Source organism: Pseudomonas sp. IT-347P, assembly GCF_949768005.1.
Classification (GTDB): domain Bacteria; phylum Pseudomonadota; class Gammaproteobacteria; order Pseudomonadales; family Pseudomonadaceae; genus Aquipseudomonas.
The window spans coordinates 1-16,924 of sequence record NZ_CATKPQ010000002.1 but is presented as its reverse complement, the minus strand read 5'-3'; the positions used below and the strand labels follow the sequence as shown (position 1 = coordinate 16,924).

The following is a 16,924-nucleotide window of genomic DNA, read 5'->3' as shown; positions in this document are numbered from 1 at the left end:
CAGTCCAGACACCAGAGCTTTCAGAGGCTGCCCATGCACTTTGACCTCACCGACCTGCGCCTCTACCTGCACATCCTCGACACCGGCAACATCACCGCCGGCGCCGCCCGCAGCCATTTATCCCTGGCCGCTGCCAGCGCCAGAATCCGCGCCATGGAAGCCTCGCTCGGCACCGATTTTCTCGAGCGTGGCCGTCGTGGCGTCACCCCGACACCGGCCGGTAGAGCGCTGGCCCAACACGCACGCATCCTCCTGCAACAAGCCGAGCGCCTGCAGCAGGATCTGGCCGAATACGCCCAAGGCGTCAAAGGTCAGGTGCGACTGCTGTGCAACACCACGGCGATCACCGAATACCTGCCGGAAGCGCTGGCGGACTTTCTGCGCGATCATCCCAATCTCGACATTGATCTGCAGGAACTGCCCAGCGCTCGCATCACTCACGCCTTGCGCCAAGGCGCGGCGGATCTCGGCATTGTGTCTGACGCCGTGGACACCAGCGACCTGCAGACCCAGCCATTTCATGACGATCCGCTGGTGCTGATTCTGCCGCTCGACCACCCATTGTCTGACGCCACCGAGGTCAGTTTCAGCGACGCTTTGCACCATGACTTTGTAGGGCTCAGTGCCGACAGCGCTCTGGCGATTTATCTGGAAGAGCAAGCCTTGCACAGCGGCGCACGGATGCAGGTGCGTATCCGCGCCGACGGTTTCGACGGCGTGATTCGTATGGTGGGGCGTGGCGCCGGGCTCGCCATCGTGCCGCTGGCCGCCGTCGAACGCGCGGCGCCAGGCTCATTCAACAGCGTGACATTGAATGAACCGTGGGCACGCCGCACCTTGTTGCTCTGCGCGAAAGACTTCACGGCTTTGCCGGGTTACGCCAAAGCGCTGCTGCACGCCTTGACCCTCCCCTGAGGGGCCAACTTCATCCTCGGCTTTTCTTCAGGCAAACGCATTCTGCTGATGCTCGGCCACCTGCGCGCGTTTCTGAGCAGCTTGATGTCGACCCCAGACATCTGAGCACCGACCGGGCGGTATACGGTGCGACTTCATTCCTCTCGTCCACTGCCCGGAGTCCTCATGACCGCGACCGCCCCTATCACCGTTCTGCGCGACACCCACCCGCTGCCGGTACTCGACGCCTGCAAATGGGAAAAACTCGAAGGCGACCCGCACACCGTCAACCTCAACGCCTACACCAGCGAAGACGGCAGCAAGATCATGGGCACGTGGATCTGCACCCCGGGCAAGTGGCGCGTCGAATACGTGAAGTGGGAGTACTGCCACTTCCAGGAAGGCTACTGCGTGATCACCCCGGACGGCATGGCGCCGATCCATTTGCGTGCCGGCGATATCTTCGTGATTGAGCCGGGCATGAAGGGCACGTGGGAAGTGGTCGAAACCGTGCGCAAATATTTCGTGTTTGCCTGATGCAAAAAAGCCGGGAGATCACCCGACGTGATTTCCCGGCAAATGTCCCGGATTCACTCAAATCCCTGTGGGAGCTAGCCTGTTAGCGATTGCGGTGGATCTGGCAAAGAAAGGTTGCCTGACACTCAGCCATCGCTACCAGACTCGCTTCTACAATTCGTTCAGCGCTGTCCTTCTATTGCTGGCTTGCGATAGCTGTTGATGATCGCCGAGAAATCTTTCCCGCCGTCCCCACGCTGACTCATCGCCTGATACAACTGCTGCGCCACCGCGCCGAGCACCACCGGTTGGTGCGCCTGACGCGCCGCCTCTGTCGCCAGCCCCAGATCCTTGAGCATCAACTCCGCCCCAAAGCCACCGGTGTAACCACGCGAGGCCGGCGCCGTTTCGACGATGCCCGGCCACGGGTTGTACATCTCCGAACTCCAGCAGCGCCCGGTCGAGCTGTTGATGATCCCGGCCAGCACCGAGGTGTCGATGCCCAGCGCATCGCCCAGCGCCATCGCTTCGCTGACGCCGACCATCGAGATCGCCAACAGCAGGTTGTTGCAGATTTTGGCGATCTGCCCGGTGCCGACTTCACCGCAATGCACGATGTTGCGGCCCATCTGCGCCAGCACCGGCTGCAGCGTGGCGAACAGTTCCGGGGTGGCGCCGACCATGAAGGTCAACGTTCCGGCAGTCGCACCGCCCGTACCACCGGACACTGGCGCATCGGCCATGGCCACGCCTTGTTTGGCCGCTGCCGCTGCTACATCGCGGGCCGTCTGCGGATCGATGGTGCTGCAATCCACCGCCGGCACACCTTGGCGAATGCCTGCCAACACACCATCCTCACCCAGCCAGACGCTGCGCACATGCACCGCCGCCGGCAGCATGGTGATCACCAGCTCGGCGTCTTCGGCTGCTTCACGGGCCGAGGCCCGAATACTGCCACCCAGTTGTTCCAGTTCCGCCAGCACGGTTGTGTTCAGGTCGACCAGGTTCAGCGAATGGCCAGCCTTGATCAGGTTGCGCGCCATCGGTGCGCCCATGTTGCCCAGACCGATAAATGCGATTTTCATGGCGATTCCTCAGCGCAGGTTGATAGTGGTGTTCACGCCGTCGTTGACGCTGTCGTCATCGAACCAGCGCGCCGTGACCGTTTTGGTCTGCGTATAGAACTGCACCACTTGCTTGCCGTACGGACCGAGGTCGCCGAGTTTCGAACCGCGCGAACCGGTGAAGCTGAAGAACGGTACCGGCACTGGAATCGGGATGTTGATGCCGACCTGGCCGACGTCGATTTCCGTCTGGAATTTACGCGCCGCCGCGCCGCTCTGGGTGAACAGGCCGGTGCCGTTACCGAACGGGTTGGCGTTGACCAGCGCAATCGCTTGATCAAGGGTGTCGACTTCCAGCACCACCAGCACCGGACCGAAGATTTCCTGGGTGTAGATCTGCATGTCGGTGGTCACGCCCGAGAACAGGGTCGGGCCAACAAAGTTGCCTTGCTCGTAGCCCGGTACCTTGATGTCGCGACCGTCCAGCTCCAGCTTGGCGCCTTCCTTGATGCCGCTTTCGATCAGCTCGAGAATGCGTGCCTTGGCTTTCTTCGAGATCACCGGGCCGACATCGGTGCCCGGCTCGCTGCCGGCGTTGACGGTGAGTTTCTGCGCCAGCGCTTTCAGATCCGGCAGCCACTGCTTCGCGGCACCGACCAGCACCACCACCGAGGTGGCCATGCAACGCTGCCCGGCCGCACCGAAACCGGCGCCGACCAAGGCATTCAGCGCTTGCTCGCGATTGGCGTCCGGCAGCACCACGGCGTGGTTTTTCGCGCCCATCATCGATTGCACGCGTTTTCCGTGTTTACCAGCCAAGTCGTAAACGTGAGTGCCGACTGCGGTCGAACCGACGAACGACACCGCTTTGATGTCCTTGTGCGTGCACAGGCCATCGACCACGTCTTTACCGCCGTGAACCACGTTCAGCACACCGGCCGGAACGCCAGCCTCGATGGCCAGTTCCACCAGCAGCATGGTCGACAGCGGATCCTGCTCCGAAGGCTTCAGGACAAAGGTGTTGCCGCAGGCGATAGCCATCGGGAACATCCACAGCGGAATCATCGCCGGGAAGTTGAACGGGGTGATGCCGGCACACACACCGATCGGCTGACGCAGGGTGTAGGTATCGACGCCGCCGGCGACGTTCTCGGCGAACTCACCCATTTGCAGGGTGCCAATCGAGCAAGCGTGCTCGACCACTTCCAGGCCCCGGAAAATATCGCCTTCGGCGTCGGCAATGGTCTTGCCCTGCTCGGCGCTCAGGACGACGGCGATGCGTTTGGAGTGCTCGCGGATCAACGCCTGCAGCTTGAGCATGATGCGCATCCGCGCGCCGATCGGGGTCAGCTTCCAGGTCTGGAAAGCACGCTGGGCGGCGCTAACGGCGGCATCGACTTCAGCGGCGGTGGCAAACGGCACTTTGGCCAGCACTTGCTGGGTCGCCGGGTTGACGATGTCGTGCCACTCGGTGGTTTGCGATTCGACCCATTCGCCGTCGATCAGCAGTTTGACCTTTTGCAGCGTGGTGTCGTTGGGCGTAAGCGATGCGTTCATGCTGGTCTCCAGAACTTGTTTTTATCGTAGGAGCCAAGGCGAAAGGTTCGCCTTGAGATGAGGCGTGTGTCACGAATTGGTTGTCGGACTGTTTTTGGAGTATAGATGTGCAAACTTCTAATAAGAACGCACATATAAGCCCGTCCATCATGCAAAAAAACATCACCTCTCTAGGCTCGCTGAACTGGGACGACCTCAAGTTTTTCCTCGAAGTCGCCCGCACCCGCAAGGCCAGCACCGCCGCCAAACGGCTGGCTGTCGACTACACCACGGTGTCGCGACGGATCAGTTCGCTGGAAGCGGCATTGGGGACTTTGCTGTTCGAGAAGTCGCGCACCAGCGGCTTTGTTCTGACCACCGAAGGCCAGCGCCTGCTCGGTTATGCCGAGTCGATCGAAAGCACATTGCACATGGCCTGCGAGCAGGTGTCCGGCTCTGGCGTGGCGCTGTCCGGGCATGTGCGCATGGGCTGCACCGAAGGCTTCGGCAGTTTTTTCATCACCCCGCAGTTGAGCCATTTCGTCGACGCCTACCCGGCGATCTCGGTGGACATCCTGCCGCTGCCGCACTTCATCAGCCTGTCCAAGCGTGAGGCCGACATCGTCATTGCGTTGGAGCGCCCGGAGCACGGGCCGTACGTATGCTGCAAACTGTGCGACTACCGCTTGCAGCTCTACGCAACCCAGGACTATCTGGACCAACACCCACCGATCCGCCGCCCGGCGGATTTGAGCAAGCATCAATTCATCAGTTATGTAGACGACCTGGCGTTCAGCTCGGAGCTGCTGTACCTGGCGAACGTGCTGCCCGGCGCCAGCGCGCATCTGCGCAGTACCAGCGTGATTGCGCAATTCGTCGCGGCGCAGCAAGGGCGTTCATTGGCGATTCTGCCGTGCTTCCTGGCCGCGCAGGATCCACGCCTGCTGCCGGTATTACCGGAGGACATCGACATCACTCGGCAGTTCTGGATGTACTGCCGGGAAGATCTGCGCAAGTTGAAGCGGATTACGTTGTTGTGGGATTACATCCGTGAGGTGACTGAGCGTAATCAGGGTCTGTTGATGGGGCAGACCCGCGACATGCAGTTCGCCGATTAGTCGGCACTGACCACTATCGACACCCGGCGGTTTTCCGTGCGGCCGGCCGCCGTATCGTTGGACGCCACCGGCTCTTGGCTGCCCAGGCCCTGCAACTGGATGTTCTCTTGTTTCATGCCGACCGTGCCCAGTACGTTGGCGACACTTTTCGCGCGGCGCAACGACAGTTGCTGGTTGTAGGTTTCCTTGCCCGATGCGTCGGTGTGGCCATCGACCCGCACCCGCTCGATGCCGACACCCAGCAATGCCTTGCCGATGCGTTCAACGATCTCGGTGCTTTGCTGGTTCAGGCTTTCGACGTCGCTGCCAAACAGCACTTTGCCGGACAGGCCAAACTCCCAGCCTTCATCGGTCAGTTCAAAGCCCTGTTGCTTGAGGACCGCGACTTGCGCCGGGCTCAGGCCTTTTTGCGGCGCGGTCTGGCAACCGGTCAGGGCCAGGACGGCCATCAACAGCACAGCGTAAAAAGATCGAAAGGACAGTGTGGACACGAGAGTCAGCTCCTGGTTTGAACGGAATCGACCGGGTGCTCCGTCCCGGCCGTGAATTGGGCGCCGCGCGACAGACGCTTGGCCTGATACATCGCCGCGTCGGCAGCTTCGAGCAAGGCCCCCGGCGTGACCCCATGATCGGGAAAAACCGCAATGCCGATACTGAGCGAGGTCACGACACTGGTGTCGCCGGGCAGCGCGATGGGCATGTCCATGCTGGTAAGGATCTTGTCAGCGATGCGCTCGGCATCTTCGACCTCATACAACGGGGTGAGCAGAACAGCGAACTCGTCACCGCCCAGCCGCGCCACCAGATCCTCTTCGCGCAACTGCGCACGAACGCGATTGGCCACCGCCACCAGCACCGCATCACCGGCGGCGTGGCCAAAGTTGTCGTTGATGCCTTTGAAGCGGTCACTGTCGAGAAACAACACGGCCACGCGCTCATCGTGTTTGCCGGCATTGCGCAACGCGCGGATCAACCGGCCTTCAAAAAAGGCGCGATTTGGCAGACCGGTCAGGCTGTCGTGAGTCGCCTGGTGCGCCAGCGTTTCGTTTTCGTTTTGCAGATGGGTCTGCCATGACTCCAGTTCGTCAAGCAGGGCATTGAAGTCATTGCCGAGGTTGTCGAGTTCCGCGATTTGCGCCGGCGGCACGCGGCGGTCCAGTGCTCGTTCGCTGCGCGCGGCGTGGGCCACGGCGGCAAGGCTGCGCAGGGGACCGGTGATGCCGCGTAACTGGCGCCGCGCCAGATAGAGCGCGACCCAGGCGCTGATCGCGGTACAGAGGATGATCCCCGCCAGACCGCTGAGCAGAAAACGCATCAGGCTGCCGCCATGGCCGGTGAGCAACACACGGCCGATTTCGCGGTTCTGGTGCTCGATCGGCAGGCTGATGGGTTTTTCCAGAATTGCGCTTGTGACCTGCATTTGCAGCTCAGAGAACAAGCCGTTTTCCGGGCGCTGCCAGTGCGCCAGCAGTTGTCCCTGGCTGTCCAGCACCTGGGCTTGCGCAACTTCTTCGGTAGAAGCAATCAGGGCCAGCGCTTCGGTGGCGGCCGTCTTGTCGTTGAACACCACCGCCGCTTCCACGGTGTAGCTGATCGAACGAGCGATCAAATGCAGGTTGTGATCGGCATACACCCGTAGCGCCAGTACACCCAGTAATGTCAGGGACACACTGGCCATTGCCACGCCCACCAGCGCGACCGTCAAATGCCCTCGGCCAATGACCGAACCCAGGGTTGGGCGGTTTTTCGCTCGGAACAGTTTCATGGCGCCGCCGGTTTGCGACGCGACAATTGCAGCACGCTCGGGTGAATACGCACGCCGCTGCGGGCAACGGAGTCGAGGTTGACCTCGAAGGACACCTGTTCATCACCGACGCGCAGACAGAACAGACTGCCAACGGTGCACTGATCGCCACCTTCGCTGATGCTCAGCACCGGATGACCGATCAGCGAAGCGAACAAGCGAGTGCGTTCATCCGCCGTGAGTTTGCCGATGTACACCGCATCGCATTCGCTGGCGATGGCCGGATTATCGGCCAGCAGGCGACGTACGGTGACCGGGCGGCCCGTGGCTTGAGTGGTGCCTTTGACCAGATCGTCGGTGTATTCGGTGGGGCCGACGATGCACAGGCGCAATTGCGCCGGTTCCACCGGCCAGCGCGCGTAGCTGAGAATACCAAGAACGACCTGCGTGACAGATTTGGCTCGTTGTTCGGCCATGCCCGTCGGCACTTGCACCTGCGCGACCGCCGCCCCCGTCAACAACCAGAGCAGAGCGACAAGCAACACGTGCTTGCAGACAACTACGCGCCCCGTCGCCCAGACAGACACCTTCATGCAGGGATTCTCTTGGATCGTACCGAAATGATGCCGCAACGATAGCACAGCGCTGAAACGCCAGCGAGACAGCGACCTCTGACCGGTCGGTCAGTAATCGCCGCCAATCGTCGTGACTCTCACCTCGCAGGCACGCTCCCCTCCTCCAGTTCCAGCATCAGCCCGCTCAGACGTTTGACCTTACGCTGCACCGCCTCCTCGAACACCCCAGGTCGGGATTCGATCAGGGTGAACCAGTGTTTGGCCCGGGTGATGCCGGTGTAGATCAATTCTTTGGTCAGTACCGGGTTCAAGGCATCCGGCAGGAGCAGCGCCGTGTGGGCAAACTCCGAGCCTTGGGACTTGTGCACTGTCATGGCGTAGACGGTTTCGACGTCGTTGAGGCGGCTTGGCAATATGAAGCGCACGCCGCCCTGACCGTCGTTGCGCGGGAACGCCACGCGCAACACCGGTTTGCCCGCGTCCGCCCCTTCGCGTTCAGGCAGTTTGAGGGCGATCCCGATGTCGCCGTTCATCAAGCCCAGACCATAGTCGTTGCGAGTCATCAGGACCGGACGGCCTTCGTACCATTGCTGATCGTTTTCGATCAGACGTGCTTTGAGCAATGCGGCGGTGATGCGTTGATTCAGACCTTCGACACCCCACGGCCCTTTGCGCACGGCACACAGTAACTGGAAGGTGTCGAAGGCTTGCAAGACTTCGCGGGCCCAAATGACCCAGTCCGGATGTTCGAGTGGCTGGCCCGAGGGTGGACGCCGATCACGCAGCACACTCAGATAATGGCGGTAACCTTGCGGGCCATCGCCATGCCCTTCCAGCAACAGTCGCTCCAGTTTGTGATCCTGTTCGCCCTTGAGCGGCAGCGAATACACATCGTCGTATTGCCCGGTTGCGAGCAACTGCCGTGCTTCATCCGGCAACTGCTGGTTGACCCGACGCGCAAGCTGACCGATCCCGCTGCCCTCACCGAAACGCCGGGAGTGGCGCAGCATTACCACTTGCTGCGCCAGTGGGTGAGCGCCCTCGACGTCCTCATGCAAGCCGCTGTCTTGCAACGATTCGCCGCTGACCCACTCCAGCCATTGTCGGGTCTGCGGGCTGTACCAGCCACCCTCGGCGTCACGGCACAAATCCCCCAGCACTGCACCGGCTTCCACAGAGGCCAATTGATCCTTGTCACCGAGCAAGACTAGGCGTGCATGGGCTGGCAAGGCATCGAGCAGATTGGCCATCATTTCCAGGTCGATCATCGAAGCTTCGTCGACCACCAGCACATCCAGTGGCAAGCGATTGCCGGCGTGGTGGCGGAAATGGCGGGTGCCTGGACGGCTACCCAGCAGACGATGCACGGTGGTGACGTCGCAAGGAATTTTCGCCCGCACCTCTTCGGTGACTTCCAGCGACTGCACTTGCTGGCTGATGGACTCGGTCAACCGCGCCGCGGCCTTGCCTGTCGGTGCCGCCAGACGAATTCGCAGCGGATGACCAATGGCGACGGCAGGTGCTTGCAGCAGGGCCAGCAAACGCACCACGGTGGTGGTTTTGCCAGTGCCCGGACCACCGGTGACAATGCTGAAGGCGCCGCGAGTGGCAAGGGCACAGGCGAGTTTCTGCCAGTCGATCACCTCACCGGTTCTGGTTGAGCCGAATAACTCGTTCAAACGCTGCGGCAGATCTTGCGGTGTCGGTTCGACCTGCTGCAGGCGCTGGCGCAACGCCGCATCAATGCGCCGTTCGTAGGCCCAGTAGCGTCGCAGATACAAGCGTTTGCCCGACAACACCAGTGGGCGTTGCTGTGCGAAATCACTGGAGTCCGCCGCCAGTGCGACCAACGAGCTGCCGGCCAAAACCTTGCACCAGTGAGCACCGTCGAGCGCCTCGAGCAATTGCGAAGGAAGCAACAACACACCCCCTTGCACGTCACCTTCGGGGGGCAGCGACAGCGCGAAATCGGGCGCTTTCAAAGTTTCGTATAGATCAAGACAGACATGACCATGGCCAAGTTGATGGCTGGTCAGGGCGGCAGCGAGCAACACCAGCGGATCTGTGTCGCGTTCAAGTTCGTGCAGCAACGCAACGAATGCTTTGTCCAGCGCGCGCAGCCAGCCACGCTCGACCCAACGCGTTAGCAAGATCAACAGGTCATCGGCGCTGGTCAGTGGCGCAAGCCTCGACAGACTATCGGCCGCCAGCGGCGTAGGGAGCAGATCGGCAAAGGTGCGGCTCATAGCAGGACTCCCTGTTCCCAGGCGGGTTCGGACTTGGGTTCGGGTTTTCCTTGGAACATACGGTCGAGACGCTCGATCAGTTCACGCGGTGGACGGGCGAAATACACACCACGACTGTCAGCACGCGTGCCACGCAGGAACAGATATAACGCGCCGCCGACATGGCGATCGTAATCGTAATCAGGCAGCCGCGCCTTGAGCTGGCGATGCAATGCCAGCAGGTACAACACGTATTGCAGGTCATAGCGGTTGTCGAGGATCGACTGTTCCATGGCCTGCTCGGTATACGCCTGATCATCCTCACCGAGCCAGTTGGATTTGTAGTCCGCCACGTAATAACGGCCATCGTGCTCAAACGTCAGATCGATGAAGCCTTTGAACATACCGTTGAGTTGCACCGGTTCGGCTGCCACGCGGGCCACGCCCCGGTGGGTGTGCTGCCGCACCAGTTCGTCGAGTTTGACTACATCGACTTTATGGCTGGCGAACCAGAACTCCATCTCGACCCGATACTGCTTCAGTTGTTCGAGAACAACCGGCGGCTGTCCACCTGCAATCGGCAGTGGCGATTTGAGCAGATGCTGCAACCAGTCACTCAAGGTGGTAATCCAGCCTTCCCAGCCGCGCAGGTTGCAGCGCCGGGCAATGGCGTCTTCCAGCGCCTCGCGGGAAACGGCAAAGCCATCATCACCGGCCCACTCCAGCAACCCGTGGAGAAACGTTCCCGGATTGGGACCACGTGGGAAACGGTGAATGTCGGCACCGCCGGCCATGATCTCCCGCGGTGCATCGGGGTCGAGGCGTTCGTCATCAAACAGCTTTTGTGCTTGCGGGCTGTCTGGTGCTTCATCGCTGCCGACACTCAACACGTCGCTGATGCGCAGAGCGCTGTAGGAGGCGATCCACCAGTTTTCGCTGGCCTTGCGCTTGGGCAGCAGCGTGGCACTCAGCACGGCGTCATTATGCGGAGGCTGGTAATGCTCGTCGGTGGGTTGGGGCATTTCATCGATATGGATGGCCGGGCAGTCTTGTTGCAGATCTTGCAGCCAGCGTTTCAATTCGCTGGACTCCCCCAGCGATGCGCCGCCACCGAGCAGATAACCCAGCGCCGAAAGGTGCAGCACCGAGCTGTTGTTATTGCCTCGTTTGAGATCCGTCACACCCAGCCAACAGGCATGCTGCGCGCGGGTCAGCGCCACATAGAGCAAGCGCAAGTCTTCGGCCAGACGCTCATCGTCCGCTTGCGCAATCAGCTCGGCGGTTGGTTTCAGGCTCACCTGAGCCTTGCCCTCGGCATCGTGGTAATGCAGTGGCAAGCGACTGCCATCCACGGGTTTTGCCGAACAAATGAACGGCAAGAACACCAAGGGATATTCCAGGCCTTTGGACTTGTGGATGGTCACGACCTTGACCAGTTGCTCATCACTTTCCAGACGCAGAATCTGCTCTTCGCCGGCTTGGCCGGACACTGCCAGCAGTTCGGCCAAATGGCGGATCAGCGCTTGTTCACCGTCCAGCTCCGCTGCTGCTTGCTGCATCAATTCCGACAGGTGCAAAAGGTTGGTCAGGACACGCTCGCCATCCGTGCGTGTCATCAAGGTTTGCGGCAGATGAAAGTCGTGCAGCAGGCGGCGCAACATCGGCAGCACGCCTTGCTTGCGCCATAGCTCGCGATAGCCACGGAACTGCATGACCCGGGTTTCCCAGACCAGTTCGTCCTGGTTCAGACGCTCCAGTTCAGCCAATGGCAGGTTCAGGGTGATACACGCTAATGCGGCTTTCAGGGAGCGTTCGACATCCGGCTCGGCACAAGCCTTGAGCCAGGACAGCAAGTCGTGGGCCTCTTGCGCCGCGAATACCGAATCCTTGTCCGACAGATAAACGCTGCGCACACCGCGCGCAGCGAGCTCACCGCGTACAGCCTGGGCCTCTTTACCATCACGCACGAGAATCGCGATGTCGGACGGCCTCAGGCCCCTGAAGTTTTTGCCGTCCTGAGTGAACCCTGCGCTAGCATTTTGCCCGCCGTTGAGCAACGCGGTGATTTCGCTCGCGCACGCGGCTGCCAACTGCTGACGATAAACCGCGCCCGACAGCGGCTGGTCGGTGGACAAATGCCAGACATTCAACGCCGCGACAGCTTGCCCGGCAACTTGCAGCTGTTCCTTGCGACCCTGAGATTCGACGGGGAGGAACGGCACCGGGTTGTCGCCGTTTTTCTCGCGGAACAAGAACGCACCGCGGCCCAGCTCTCGGGACTCGGCGCGGGCGAACACATGATTGACCGCGCTGACCATGCCGTGGCTGGAACGGAAGTTGGTGCCCAGCGTATGCAGCCGGCCGGTGGTGGCCTGACGCGCACGCAGGTAGGTGTAGATATCTGCGCCGCGGAAGGCGTAGATCGCCTGCTTCGGATCACCGATCAGAAACAGGCCGGTCTCAGGACTGTTGTCTTCGATGCGATAGATACTTTCGAAGATCCGGTACTGCACCGGGTCGGTATCCTGGAACTCGTCGATCAGCGCGACCGGGAACTGCTCGCGAATCAACGTCGCAAGACGTTCGCCACCCTCGGATTGCAGAGCGGCATCCAGGCGCAACAACATGTCGTCGAAGCCCATCTCGGCACGACGCCGCTTCTCTTCTTCAAAGCGTGCACCCACCCATTTGGCGGCATGTTGCAGCACAGCAGCATCGGGGGTCGGCAATGCATCGAGGCTCGACTTGAGCTGCGGCATGGCGTCCAGGCCCGGATGGCTTGGGGATTGTCCCTTCCAGGCCTCGGCCATGCCGTCGGGAGTCAGTCGGGTGAAACCGGTGCCGATATCCAGTTGCTCCAGGGTCTCGTCTTCTGCCCATGCCTTGAGCTTTTCGAACCACGGTTCGAAGTACCGCGCCTGCATCTTGCGCCCGTCGACGGCTTTGCTCGCAACGCCTTGTTGGCAGATGGCAAGCAACTCGTCTGCCCACTGGCGCCAAGGCATTTTCAGTTCGATCAACGCCGCACGGCGTTCTTGCAAGCACTCATCGATCAACTCCGCAGGCGCCTTGCCCTCATCGCTGTCACGCTCACTGGCGAACAGGCCGCGCACGCGGGGCAACAACGCTGCAGGTCCACCCCAGTTGCTGCGAACCCAATTCAAGGCATCGCCCTGCATCGGGTAACAGAACAGCCGCCAGTAATCGCGCAGCACTTCGCCGAGCAAATCGCTGTGGTCGGTTTCCAGGGATTGAGTGAACAAGCTGCCGCTGTCGAACGCATGCTCGCGCAGCATGCGTTGACACCAACTGTGGATGGTCGAAACGGCGGCTTCGTCCATCCATTGCGCGGCGACATCGAGGCGGTTGGCACAACCGGGCCATTGTTGAGGGTCGAACTGGTCACGCAATTCGGTGATCAATGCGTCGGGCGCAGGCGTTTCGTCACGAAAGAATCGAGCGGCCTCAGCCAGACGCGTGCGTATGCGCTCACGCAGTTCCTTGGTCGCGGCATCGGTGAAGGTCACCACGAGAATCTGTGGTGGCAGCAATTCACGGCCGAACCCGCTTGCTTCGTCACCATGACCGAGGATAAGCCGTAGATACAAAGCCGAGATGGTGAAGGTTTTACCGGTACCGGCACTGGCTTCGATCAACTGGCTGCCCTGAAGCGGAAAGGCCAGTGCAAGGGGTGTCTTTGTACTCATGCCCGAGCCCCTTCGGTGGACAGCGAACGCCAAGGCGCTTCAAACAGCGGGCGATACAAGGCGTCACACCAACCGGAGAACGTCTCGTCGGCGAGCAATGCCTCGAAGTCGGCAAATTGCCGTGACAACGCCGGGCTCTCACGCCGCTCACCTTCGCTGGTCTGCCCGTCACCTTCATAGACTTTACGCGCGGCCGCATCGGCCTTCAGCGGGTCGCTCTGAGAGAGCCACGCGAAGGCGGTTTTTACTGCGACCGGCAATGGTTGGCGCATTCCGGCCTGCCAGGCGAGGAGCAAATCACCGAGGAAACGTATCGCTCGATCTGGCTCCGTCGGTTCAAGCAACAGCGTGTCATCGCTGGCCACCAACGCGGTGCTCAGGGAAAGTCCGCTGGCGCAGGCCACCAGATGATTGACCCAAGGTTTGGTCAGACGATGCCATTTACGACTTTTGATCGAGCCAATGCTGTTGGGAATGGTCGTGACCGACAACAGGCCACCGTCGGTCCGCTGATGCAAACCGGCGAGCCAGCCGTCAAGTCGCAAGCCCTGCAATTCAAGGTTGACCGGCAACGCACTGGTCAACGGGGTCGGCCACAGTGTCAGCAGTTGTTGATAACGCTGCAGCAGATCCGGAAGGGGCTCGATCAGCTCTCGTTGCAGGCACTCGCCAAACCCGGCCATTGGCAACAGGCCGCTGTTCTGCAGACGCCGGGCCTGGGCAGTCAGCGCCTGCTCGACATTGTCCGGTTGCCTGAGAGCGGCTTCGAGCAGGCTGTCGCTGAGCGTGTAACGCTGCAATGCATCCAATACGAAGGGCTCTTCGTCGGCCAGCGGTGCGTCGGCGGCCTCGAAATACACCTTCAGACGTTGGGTGAAAAAGTGCCGGACCGGATTGCGCAAAAAGTCCTGCAACAATGCCAGGCTCAATGGCTCTTCTTGTACATAGGGAGTGAGTAACTGCGCTTCGTTTTGAGGCTCATGTTGTTGATGCAAAACCTGCCATTCGCTGGCATAGCTGAACAGTTGATCGCCCTCATGAAAATAGCGTGCACTGAACGGTTGCAGCGGATGCTCCTGCGTCATGGCACTCAGCAGATCGCCATTTTCATCGAGCAATCGCCAACCGCTGGCGATGTGATCGCGCAACTGGCCGATCAACACGGAAGCCGGTCGCTCGCTGTTGTCGCGAATGCTGCGACCAACCCAACTGATATAGAGCTGATTGCGTGCCGACAACAGTGCCTCGAGCAAAAGATAACGGTCGTCTTCACGCCGCGATCGATCTCCCGGGCGGTAGTCGCTGCCCATGAGATCGAAGTCCAGCGGCGGCTGTGCGCGGGGATAGTCGCCGTCGTTCATTCCCAGCAGGCAGACCAGTTTGAATGGAATCGCACGCATGGGCATCAGCGTACAAAAATTTACGGCACCGGCCAAAAAACGCTGAGACAATCGCCCTTGGTCCAGACCAGCGAGCCAGGCTTCGCGAACCACTGTCAGTGGTAGCTCATCCGCCAGGCCCACCGCCCCACACGTTTCCAGCCAGGTTTCGCGCAGCTCTTCGAGTTGGGTCAACAAGTAGTCGTCATGCTCGTTGCTGGCCTTGAAGAACAGTTGCATCAGCGCCTGCAACCGGTAGCCCCATTCCTGGGGTTGAGCGGGTTGGGTGAGTTGTTGGTGAGCGAGTTCCAGGGCATCGAGCAGAGCCACCAACGGCCCGATCAGAGCGGCGTCGAGTCCACCGATTTCATCGTAGGGCTCAATACCTTCACACGCGTTGGCACTGCCGACGGCGTAGCCCAGAAGCATGCGACGCAGACCGAAATGCCAACTGTTTTGCTCAAGTTCTTGGGGCAATCCCAAGCCCGCGCGTTGCTCGGCATTCATACCCCAGCGCACGCCCGCGCCTTCGATCCAGCGGTGCAGCGTTGGCAGATCGCGTTCCTCCACACCAAAGCGTGCGCGAAGTGCGGGAACATCGAGTAGATCAAGGATTTCACTGACCGGGAAACGACTGTCAGGAAGCTTGAGCAGGTGTTCAACCGCGATCAGCAGCGGATCACGGCCACGTTGCCCCTGATCCGCCAATGTGAAGGGGATAAACCGTGAATCATGGCGCTCAAGCTGACCAAATACCGCGCGGATATGCGGCGCGTAGCTATCGACGTCAGGCACCATCACAATTACATCGCGGGGACGCAGATCCGGATTGGCACTGAAACGCGCCAGGAGCTGGTCATGCAGTATTTCGACTTCACGTTGAGCGCTATGGGCAATGTGAAAACGGATCGACTCGTCCTGCGCCAGATCGACAGCAGGCCAGTGCGCACGGGTTTCATTGAGTGGGCGCAACTCCAGGATATCGTCCTGCAATTGATTGAGCAGGTTGTGTGGCTGAGTTTCGCTGAATAGGTCTATGCGACCGTCTCGGAAAGCCGCCCGATAGCTATTGGGATCGTCATAACTGTCGAGCAGATTGATGTAGTCTCGGCCTTGTTTACCCCATGCAGCCAAAAGTGGATGGGCGTGTTGATGCAGCGCTTCAGGGTCCAGCACTGCGGGCATCCCGGCCTTGCGCGATTGGCGCTTGTATTGATGCCGCAGCAGATCTTTGTCGGCAACAATATCGGCCCAGTGGTGCCGGCACGGGTTGTGTACACACAGCAGGACCTGACTGAAACGCGCAAGCCCGGCTAGCGCCTCAAGCACTTGGGCTGGCAGCGAAGAAATCCCGAAAACGATTACTCGCGAAGGCAATCCCGCAGGCGCTTCGGTGAGATTGTTGATGCGCTCGATAAACCGTTGGTGAACGCCGGCACGACTCTGCGCCATACCTTGCTCGCCCACGTCATCCAGCAGCGCACGCCACAGTTCTGCCTGCCAGCAACTGGCCGGGGGCAGTGGCTTTATTTCTCCCCTGACGTTGCGTAATTGATGCCGGCCTTCGGCCCAGTCTTCAAGCCAGTCGGCCCGGTACACCTGATATTGGTCGAACAGATCCGCCAAGCGTTCGGACAATTGATAGCGCTTGCGCAGGTCAGTGTCGTGGGTAAGGAAGCGTTGCAACGGCTCGAAATGCGGACGATCAATGACTTGAGGGAGCAGACGCATTAGGCGCCAGGTCAGCGGGGCTTTATCGAGCAGGGACTTGGGAGGAATTTCATCTCGACCCAATACCATGCGGTAAAGCTGCCACATGAAACTGCCCGGCAGTTGCACATCAATTGCTGCCGCGATGCCGCAACCTCCGAGGTCGTCATCCTCTGGATCTTCTGCCAAAGCCAATTTGAGCCACTGGGCGATACCGTTGCTCTGCACCAGAGCGATTTCGTTTTCCAGGGGGGCCAGTGGATAGCGCCGCATTATGCTGATCACAAGGCTGCGCAGTTCGTCCAGGCTATTGCTCTGGACCACCATGAATGCAGCGTTGAGGGACTGGGCGTCCGGCATAAAGGTTTCCTTGGAAAAGTACAAAAGCCAGGGCAGAACCTTAGCATTGTCGGCAGGGTATGACAGCCGGACGGCGTCCGCGAATGCTGTACGAAC

11 protein-coding genes are annotated in these 16,924 nt (G+C 60.5%); 3 read left to right on the top strand and 8 right to left on the bottom strand.

The window, feature by feature from the left end; genetic code table 11:
* The first annotated feature begins 33 nt into the window (after nucleotides 1–33).
* Both ACM6IV_RS01025 and ACM6IV_RS01020 read left to right on the top strand, forming a co-directional pair.
* Entirely contained in the window at nucleotides 34–915 is an 882-nt protein-coding gene (locus ACM6IV_RS01025) for a LysR substrate-binding domain-containing protein (protein ID WP_414868376.1), read from the top strand.
* Nucleotides 916–1,080: 165 nt separating this feature from the next.
* Nucleotides 1,081–1,431 carry a cupin domain-containing protein gene (locus ACM6IV_RS01020; RefSeq protein WP_103303269.1) on the top strand — a complete coding sequence of 117 codons (351 nt, stop codon included), beginning with the start codon at nucleotides 1,081–1,083 and terminating at the stop codon, nucleotides 1,429–1,431.
* Between the two features lie 161 nt (nucleotides 1,432–1,592).
* Here ACM6IV_RS01020 and mmsB read toward each other — a convergent pair whose 3' ends face one another.
* On the bottom strand, nucleotides 1,593–2,495 hold the full coding sequence (mmsB, locus tag ACM6IV_RS01015) for a 3-hydroxyisobutyrate dehydrogenase (protein ID WP_414868375.1): 903 nt from the start codon (nucleotides 2,493–2,495) through the stop codon (nucleotides 1,593–1,595).
* A gap of 9 nt (nucleotides 2,496–2,504) precedes the next feature.
* A complete protein-coding gene (locus ACM6IV_RS01010; RefSeq protein ID WP_414868374.1) occupies nucleotides 2,505–4,031 on the bottom strand; it encodes a CoA-acylating methylmalonate-semialdehyde dehydrogenase in 1,527 nt (508 codons plus the stop codon).
* A 149-nt stretch (nucleotides 4,032–4,180) separates the two neighbouring features.
* On the opposite strand from ACM6IV_RS01010, the gene ACM6IV_RS01005 reads away from it, so the two are divergent.
* On the top strand, nucleotides 4,181–5,128 hold the full coding sequence (locus ACM6IV_RS01005) for a LysR family transcriptional regulator (protein ID WP_320414507.1): 948 nt from the start codon (nucleotides 4,181–4,183) through the stop codon (nucleotides 5,126–5,128).
* Here the strand turns inward: ACM6IV_RS01005 and ACM6IV_RS01000 are convergent.
* The 6 genes from ACM6IV_RS01000 to recC all read right to left on the bottom strand — a co-directional run bounded on the left by ACM6IV_RS01000 (nucleotide 5,125) and on the right by recC (nucleotide 16,828).
* Nucleotides 5,125–5,577 carry an OmpA family protein gene (locus ACM6IV_RS01000; protein WP_414868457.1) on the bottom strand — a complete coding sequence of 151 codons (453 nt, stop codon included), beginning with the start codon at nucleotides 5,575–5,577 and terminating at the stop codon, nucleotides 5,125–5,127. The genes ACM6IV_RS01005 and ACM6IV_RS01000 overlap by 4 nt on opposite strands.
* 47 nt (nucleotides 5,578–5,624) lie before the next feature.
* Entirely contained in the window at nucleotides 5,625–6,893 is a 1,269-nt protein-coding gene (locus tag ACM6IV_RS00995) for a diguanylate cyclase domain-containing protein (RefSeq protein WP_414868373.1), read from the bottom strand.
* Nucleotides 6,890–7,465: a YfiR family protein gene (locus ACM6IV_RS00990; protein WP_414868372.1), complete on the bottom strand. Its 576-nt coding sequence runs from the start codon at nucleotides 7,463–7,465 to the stop codon at nucleotides 6,890–6,892. The genes ACM6IV_RS00995 and ACM6IV_RS00990 overlap by 4 nt, the downstream gene beginning before the upstream one ends.
* A gap of 119 nt (nucleotides 7,466–7,584) precedes the next feature.
* Complete coding sequence (recD, locus tag ACM6IV_RS00985) at nucleotides 7,585–9,693, bottom strand: exodeoxyribonuclease V subunit alpha (RefSeq protein ID WP_414868371.1); 2,109 nt, start codon at nucleotides 9,691–9,693, stop codon at nucleotides 7,585–7,587.
* The gene (recB, locus tag ACM6IV_RS00980) at nucleotides 9,690–13,379 is read right to left on the bottom strand and encodes an exodeoxyribonuclease V subunit beta (RefSeq protein ID WP_414868370.1); all 3,690 of its coding nucleotides are present in this window, start codon (nucleotides 13,377–13,379) and stop codon (nucleotides 9,690–9,692) included. Before recB ends, recD begins: the two co-directional genes overlap by 4 nt.
* Entirely contained in the window at nucleotides 13,376–16,828 is a 3,453-nt protein-coding gene (recC, locus tag ACM6IV_RS00975; protein WP_414868369.1) for an exodeoxyribonuclease V subunit gamma, read from the bottom strand. The genes recB and recC overlap by 4 nt, the downstream gene beginning before the upstream one ends.
* Nucleotides 16,829–16,924 lie beyond the last annotated feature (96 nt).

Coding starts and splice junctions, on each gene's coding strand:
- ACM6IV_RS01025 (WP_414868376.1), top strand. CDS start 34: ATGCACTTTGACCTCACCGACCTGCGCCTCTACCTGCACATCCTCGAC.
- ACM6IV_RS01020 (WP_103303269.1), top strand. CDS start 1,081: ATGACCGCGACCGCCCCTATCACCGTTCTGCGCGACACCCACCCGCTG.
- mmsB (WP_414868375.1), bottom strand. CDS start 2,495: ATGAAAATCGCATTTATCGGTCTGGGCAACATGGGCGCACCGATGGCG.
- ACM6IV_RS01010 (WP_414868374.1), bottom strand. CDS start 4,031: ATGAACGCATCGCTTACGCCCAACGACACCACGCTGCAAAAGGTCAAA.
- ACM6IV_RS01005 (WP_320414507.1), top strand. CDS start 4,181: ATGCAAAAAAACATCACCTCTCTAGGCTCGCTGAACTGGGACGACCTC.
- ACM6IV_RS01000 (WP_414868457.1), bottom strand. CDS start 5,577: ATGGCCGTCCTGGCCCTGACCGGTTGCCAGACCGCGCCGCAAAAAGGC.
- ACM6IV_RS00995 (WP_414868373.1), bottom strand. CDS start 6,893: ATGAAACTGTTCCGAGCGAAAAACCGCCCAACCCTGGGTTCGGTCATT.
- ACM6IV_RS00990 (WP_414868372.1), bottom strand. CDS start 7,465: ATGAAGGTGTCTGTCTGGGCGACGGGGCGCGTAGTTGTCTGCAAGCAC.
- recD (WP_414868371.1), bottom strand. CDS start 9,693: ATGAGCCGCACCTTTGCCGATCTGCTCCCTACGCCGCTGGCGGCCGAT.
- recB (WP_414868370.1), bottom strand. CDS start 13,379: ATGAGTACAAAGACACCCCTTGCACTGGCCTTTCCGCTTCAGGGCAGC.
- recC (WP_414868369.1), bottom strand. CDS start 16,828: ATGCCGGACGCCCAGTCCCTCAACGCTGCATTCATGGTGGTCCAGAGC.